The sequence below is a fragment of the Roseomonas sp. USHLN139 genome, from assembly GCF_037145735.1.
In the GTDB taxonomy this organism is placed as follows: Bacteria; Pseudomonadota; Alphaproteobacteria; order Acetobacterales; family Acetobacteraceae; genus Pseudoroseomonas.
In genome coordinates, this window is the sequence record NZ_JBBCWY010000018.1 from 39,874 (window position 1) to 46,391 (window position 6,518).

A 6,518-nucleotide genomic window follows, 5' to 3' on the forward strand; every position below is an offset into this window, starting at 1 on the left:
GCCGGCCGCGCGGGGTCAGTCTTCGGTGGGGTCTTCGGCGCCCGGTGCCGGCAGCATCCGCGGCGGCACGAAGGACGCCGCAATCTCCTCCGGCGTCGCATACGAATGCGGCGGCGCCGACCAGTCCGTGACGGTTTCCAGGGAGGGCACAGCCGGAAGCGTGCCCACGACGTTGGGGCTCAACCCCCGTTTGCCGGCGGCATACATCCGCATGAACATGCCGTTGGCTTCGTGAACTACCCAGTGCGCGAAGTTGTCCATGGCGCGGGCCCTGGCTTCCCAGAGCGCGATAGCCTGGCGCTTCTCAGCCAGCCGCACGGTCTGCAGCCGATTGGTCTCGCGCTCTGCAGCCAGCTCGCGGCGAGCAATCTCCGCGTCCTGGCGGCTCGCCTGCAGCGATGCCAGCATCGCCTCGGACGCGGCCTTGCGCTCCGCCTGCGCATCCTGGCCGGCGCCGCGGTGCTCATCTGTCACGGCTTTGCGCGCTGCCATCCGGCGGTCCCAGGTACCGAAGATGACCGCGGTCAAAGCGACGAAGCCGCCGCCGGCGAGCCCCTGGATCGCCAGCTTCATCACCTCATCCATAGCCGTTCACCACCCCTTCGCATGTCGCGCCACGATGAAGAAGTTCGGAACGATCCAGGCCCCGGACAGCAGGACCATGGGGTGGCCGGGTAGGACGGGCCACACCATCACGACCATGAAGCCGTACCACATGCACATGCCGAAGCCGGCCGAGGCGCGGATGAAGCGGACGCGCAGCAAAGCGCCCGCCATCTGATAGAGCGCCCCAGAGGCGCACACCGTTGGCCACCACCACCCAGGCAGAAGATCCGTCAGGTTCTGCAGGCTCTTCAGCTCATAGGGCCGATCGCCAGGCCAGATCAGGCCGCAGACGTAGAGCAGCACGGCGATAGCCGAAAAGAACTCAGCCCAGCTCGGTTCATCCCGCCACACAGCCAGGAAGCGACCGCCCAGCATTCTGATCTGGCGCATGAACATCATCGCTCCTAGCTGGGGATGATCTGCCCGCCGGGGCAAAGTGGGGTGTGCGGAATCGGCCATCTCGAGGCGCCCCCCGGCCGCCTACTCGGGGGCCGCCTCGACCCATTCCGGGTGCAGCCACTGCTGGATCCCGGCGAGGTTCTGGTAGAGGTGGCAGCCATCGGCATCGGTCCGCTCGGAGACCCGAACAAGGGTGTCGGTCTCGGTAAACGCCATGTCGACGGCCTCGATCGTGCGGGAGCGAATGAGGCGGAACTTCATGTGATTTCCTTTCAGCGCATTAGCGCAGGCCGGCCACGAGGCTCGGCAGAAGGGCAGGGGCACCGCGATAGGGTAGCCCGCGGACAGAGATGTATTCGCCCTGCGCGGCGCGATTGATGGCGCCGTTCTGGGCGTTGCCGACCTGAAGGGTGGTCCAGGCATTGATGGCGTTCGGCACGCTGAACGTCTGGACCGCGCCGCCGTCGAGATAGACGTCGATGGCACCATCGTCCCAGGCCAGGGCACCCTTGATACGCTGCCCCGGCGTCATGGTGCCGACCACGATATTGGCCAGGCTTGTGACGCCGCCGGCCACATTGAACAGCGCAAGGTTGCTGCTCCCCGCCGCATTGGAGAACAGCAGCCGGTTGGCCGTTGTCGTGTCGTGCCACGAGAACAGCATCTGGTCGTTGCCACTCGTCGCACGCTGCCCCAGCAGGACGCTGAAAAGCAGCGTGCCGATCTTGCTCGGAAAGTAGGTTGCGAGCGGGATGGCCAGCAGATCCGTGCCCCGCACGCCCGCCGCTCCAGTCGAGGGAATCCACGACGTCGCCGTCGCGGCGTTCTCGAGCTGGGCGAACCGCACTTCACCCGTCACCGTCAGCGTCAGCGCGCCAGCAGATGCCGTGAACACCCGCTGGCTGCGCTTGCCCGCCACGCCCACGATGGTCTGCGTGGCGGCGCCGGACAGCACCACCGTGCCGGCCCCGCTGAACGATAGGGTGTGCGTGCCGGCCACGACCGTCACCGTTTGTGTGGCCAGTGTGGCGCTGTTCAGCAGCAGGTTGGTGCGCCCCCCCTCGATCTGCAGCCGCCGTTCCGAGCCCAGCAGCCGGGGGACATCGGCCGGTACCGAGAGGAAGCCGCCCACGCCATCCGGCGTCGAGGCGACGCCGGACCGCGTCAGGGTGCCGACATAGCGGCCGGCGCCGATCAGCTCCTGACCCGCCAGAGGAGGGGCCTTGAGGTTCCGGACCTGGAACCGGTCGAAATCGTGCGGGCCGGTATAGATCGAGCGCCCCAGGTTGGCCTGGGCATCGACCTCGAAGACGTTGCGGCTACTACCGCCGGTCACGCCGTCGCCGGTCCAATTCACGGCATCCCGGCCGCCCTCGGCGTCCATCCGGACGTTGATCTTGTCCGTCGCGTAGCCGGGCACCTCCAGGACGCTGACGTGGTCCAGCCCCGGGCTGACGGATACGAGATTCGGAACATTGATGTTCCGGACATCGGCCGGCAGCGTGCCATCGGGATAGTCGGGCAGGCTCGCGCCGCTGCAGTAGGGCGTGATGGTGACAGAGTTGCGAACCGGCTTCACCGCTGTGGCAGACTGGACCACCGTGTCCTGCATGCCGGCCAGGTGCAGGGCATCGTAGCCGCAGTAGCTGGAGAGCTCGGGTTTTGCCGAGAAGCGGCCGATCTCCACGTCCACCATGTTTTCGAGCATGGCGTTGAAATCATTGTACCCGGGCGGCAAGCCGTTCTTCGACTTGTAGTAGCCGGCATCCGTAGTATCCAGCTCGGCGATCCGGACCTTCCGGATCGGAATACCCGGCCGCCCGTTCCACACCTTGAAGGCCGACTGACCAGGGCGGCGCAGATTCAGCTTTCCCCAGTCCAGATTGTAGGAGGGCATTGACAGAAGACTGTCGCCGCCGACCCGGATCGCATGCTCCTCCCCGCCGTCACCATCGATCAGCAGGAACTTGCCGTTGACGATGCTGTTGATGATGAGCGGGTTCTGCCCGGGATCGGGCGTGGCGTTCGGCGAGCTGCCCTTGTAGCGATAGGACCGGACCGTCAGGTCGATGACGTTGCTTGCGGACAGGCCTCGGCGGAACAGCTCCGTGGATGCCTGGTCGATCGTGACGCCGCGGATCGTCGTCTGGGAGTCATTGATCCCCATGCCGTAGTCCTGGCGGCGCCACTCGACGTTGCCGAACCAGATGTTCCCCTGGAACACATAGAAGGCGATATCGAAGCCGTTGCCGTTAGACGGGCGGTTGACGAACTGCAGATCCGAATCGCACCGAAGGTCTTGGATCCGCGTGTAATCGGTATCGGTTACGGCGCCGAACGTTGCCACGCGATACCAGGAGAAGTCGCTCCTGGCGTAGTAGAACAGCGTATCGACATCGACGCCCGCCTGCACTTGATGCAGGGCCGACCGCGATGCCGTCCCTGCATACTGCATGACCGTGCCGTTAAGGATGAGACGGCACCGCGGGATGATGATTGCCTTGTTCGAGAACTGCCAGACCTGCCGCTTGTTCACCTTGTAGGTCGCGCGCTTGCCCGGGTTGGCCGCGTTCCAGGCGTTGGCGTGTGCGGTGAAGGCCGCCCAGGCTTCATTGTTTGGCCCGATGTCGGCCGGGGAGTCGTTGTTCTGGAACTCGAACTCCTCATTCATGTCGAATTCGTCGCGCAGTGCGCCTCCGGCGCTCTTTGGCTTTCGCGCTCGGACGCCGGAAAGATCATCCCACCACGGCGTCTTGGGCAGGCTGGCGACCGTCATGGCTTGGCGCGGGCTACCAGCCGGGGTTGGATCGTCGAACAGAAATGGTGTGCCGACGTCGGTACCGGCAGCATTCTTCACCAGGGTGGGGGCGACGCTAGGATCAGTCAGCATCGCAGCAGAGGATGCAGCAGAGGCCGCGCTGCTGCTGGCCTGGCCGGCCTTCTCCAGCGCGCTCGCCGCCGCCGCCACAGCATCCGCCAAGGCAGCACCGGCGGCGGTTGCCGCCTCGGCGGCCTCCGAGGCCTTATCCGCCGCCGCAGCCATCGAGCCCTGGGCGTCAAGCGCTCGCTGCCCAGCAAGATTGGCCGCGCCGATCGCCTCCACCGATTTTGACGACGCAGTGCCCGCCGCCGCCATGGCATCGGCCTTGGCAGCAGCGGCGGCAAGACGCTCGGATTGCGCTGCAAGCTGCGCCAGATCCGCCGCCGAAGCCGCCGCGAGGGCATCGAGGGCGAACGGCTTGGCGGCATCCTCACCCGCCTTCGCGCCGGCCTCACCCGCCACTCGCTCAGTGATCTCGGTGGCTATCTCGGTTGCCTTGTCGGCCACCGTTTCCAAAGCCACCGACGCAGCCGTCGCCGCGGCCGCCTGATGAACAGCAGACCACTGCACGGTCCCGCCCGCGTTTGTCGCGCTCATGCGGCCTCCAGCAATTCCATTGTTTGAAGATCCCGGCTTGCGCAACCGGCTATGCGGCGGGCGCTACGCCCCAGCCTGGTAGGAGCCGCTGACCTCGATCAGCGCGCCCGGCTGCAGCTGTGCGGCCGTCAGCCGCGTTCTGGAGCCGTAACTGTTGCTCGCGCCCTTCTCGTAGAAGACGACGCGGCTGCCATTCTTGCCCATGCTTGCCGTCAGCTCCTGATAGTTGGCGCTGGTGCGGCGGACGAACTCATTCGTCAGGATAGTGAAGGGCGTCTCTCGAACGGCCGCCCCAGCGCGGACCGGCAGATCGACATAGAGCGCGCCGCTGATCAGGCTCGGGTCGCCCACCCGGATCAGGAAGGAAAAAGTCAGCAGGCTTCCGCGCTTGCTGCAGAAGCCATCCCGTTCCAGATATGCGCTCTCCGGAAGGTCTCCGCCGTCTGAGGAGAGAACAGGGAAGGGGAAGGGGATCACCTCCTCCATGTTCTGCCGCGCGGTTTCCATGCGCGAGTTCGGACCATTGATGATGGAGCGATTGGTCGCGCCCGACTCGTCATTATCCTTGAAGACGTTGTAGTCCTGGCCTCCACTGAACTCATGGATGGCGCGGTCGACATTGCGCAGGACATTGTCGGAGACGTTATTGTACCGCGCGTTCACCGGAGCCGCCTCTCGGTCCTGCGCGCCCAGGATGATCCCCGCCGGATAGGCGCCGCTTGCCGGTGGAGCCCCGGGCGTCCAGTAGAGATTCTGGATCACGGTGTTCCCGGTTACCTTGGCGTGCTGTGTTCCGTAGAGCCCGATGCCCCCGATGCGATTGGAAGAAGAAGGGCTGGTGTAGTTGTGGTGCGGAGCCAGCGACATGCCGTAGTCATGGATGATGTTGCCGGTCACCGTGTCGCCGAACCCGCCATACAGAGCGATAGGCCGCGAATTGAGGAACCAGAACCGGTTCCCGGTGATGCTCCAGCCGCGCCCTTCATTGTTGCGAACGGGAGTGCCGGCGGGACTGCCGATGACCCCAGAATAGCAGTACTTGACCCAGCAGCCGGACACCTCCAGGCCGAAGAAGTCCCGCTTCGCCGCAACGAGCTTGCCAGCCCATTCGGCGGTGCATTTCCGCACGATGCATCGCTCGCCGATGCCGCTGGGAGCGCCAGCCTGGTTCGCGCCGGAAATGTAGAGGGCGGTGTCGTTTGGACCGGAGAACCACGAGTTCTCGACGACGATGTCGTTGGTGTTGTGCGTGGTCACGGCGGTGTCGAGCCGTCCCAGGCCGGTGCCAGTCAAGGGATCGGACCGGCCCCCATGCACCCGAATGCCGTCAATATGACAGGACGGAAATCCGAAGATGTCGATCGCCGTGACGCCGTAATAGGGCCCCTCCGGCAGGTCGCGGAAGTCGAAGAGACCCCCGGTGATCTTCAGATAGCTGGTCCAGTCGTCAAGAAAGCTGCCATCCGGGCTGGCGCGAAACTTCAGGAAAGACCCCGTGAAATTACCCAACTCGGACCCAAAATAGATTCGGGACCGTTTGGTCAGATCCACATCGATGCGCGGCACGCCGTTGAAGTAGAGCGCGCTGATGCCGTCGCCGTCCGGGTCCATCGAGCGGATCGGATAGTCGCCTTCGTCAAAGCGATAGGCCACCCCTTCGCGCCCAGCTCGACGCCAGAGATTCCCGATGTCGGCGGTTGCGAAGTTGTCGTCGCGCCCGGCTTGCTTCTCACGCTGGGTGCGGCCGAACTGGCGGATGTTCCAGACGTAATTCTTTTCGCGAACCTTGAAGGGCAAGGCGAGCGGATCGGGCTTGTCCGCGTCAGCGTTCGCGCCAGCCTCAGCGCCCGCAAGAGTTCCAGCCTGCTGGCCGGCAGCGGCCCCGGCATCGGCGCCCGCCAGCGCCCCGGCCGCATGGCCGGATGCAGCACCAGCCGCTGCGCCCGCAGTGTTACCAGCGGCAGCACCAGCCGCCTCCCCGGCGGCCGCGCCGGCGATCGTACCAGACGTCTGCCCCGCCGCTGTGCCGGCCGCCGTGCCCGACGCATCCCCGGCCGCGGCACCTGCCAGAGCACCCTTGGTCGCGCCCGCCGCT

At 65.6% G+C, this 6,518-nt stretch carries 5 protein-coding genes; all 5 read right to left on the bottom strand.

Translation table 11 applies throughout. From position 1 onward, the window contains the following. Nucleotides 1-15: 15 nt before the first annotated feature. Nucleotides 16-573, bottom strand: coding sequence for a hypothetical protein (locus tag WFI16_RS25785; RefSeq protein ID WP_419900736.1), 558 nt, complete (start codon nucleotides 571-573; stop codon nucleotides 16-18). A gap of 18 nt (nucleotides 574-591) precedes the next feature. After that, nucleotides 592-1,002, bottom strand: a complete 411-nt coding sequence (locus WFI16_RS25790) for a hypothetical protein (RefSeq protein WP_419900737.1) — start codon at nucleotides 1,000-1,002, stop codon at nucleotides 592-594. Between the two features lie 84 nt (nucleotides 1,003-1,086). Continuing rightward, complete coding sequence (locus WFI16_RS25795) at nucleotides 1,087-1,266, bottom strand: hypothetical protein (RefSeq protein ID WP_419900738.1); 180 nt, start codon at nucleotides 1,264-1,266, stop codon at nucleotides 1,087-1,089. A gap of 19 nt (nucleotides 1,267-1,285) precedes the next feature. Further along, complete coding sequence (locus WFI16_RS25800; RefSeq protein ID WP_419900739.1) at nucleotides 1,286-4,423, bottom strand: hypothetical protein; 3,138 nt, start codon at nucleotides 4,421-4,423, stop codon at nucleotides 1,286-1,288. 63 nt (nucleotides 4,424-4,486) lie between these two features. Beyond that, the coding region (locus tag WFI16_RS25805; RefSeq protein WP_419900740.1) for a hypothetical protein at nucleotides 4,487-6,518 on the bottom strand (2,032 nt) is incomplete at its 5' end.

Excerpts from the sequence above, each read along its gene's own strand:
- WFI16_RS25795 (WP_419900738.1), bottom strand. The coding sequence starts at position 1,266 with ATGAAGTTCCGCCTCATTCGCTCCCGCACGATCGAGGCCGTCGACATG.
- WFI16_RS25800 (WP_419900739.1), bottom strand. The coding sequence starts at position 4,423 with ATGAGCGCGACAAACGCGGGCGGGACCGTGCAGTGGTCTGCTGTTCAT.
- WFI16_RS25785 (WP_419900736.1), bottom strand. The coding sequence starts at position 573 with ATGAAGCTGGCGATCCAGGGGCTCGCCGGCGGCGGCTTCGTCGCTTTG.
- WFI16_RS25790 (WP_419900737.1), bottom strand. The coding sequence starts at position 1,002 with ATGTTCATGCGCCAGATCAGAATGCTGGGCGGTCGCTTCCTGGCTGTG.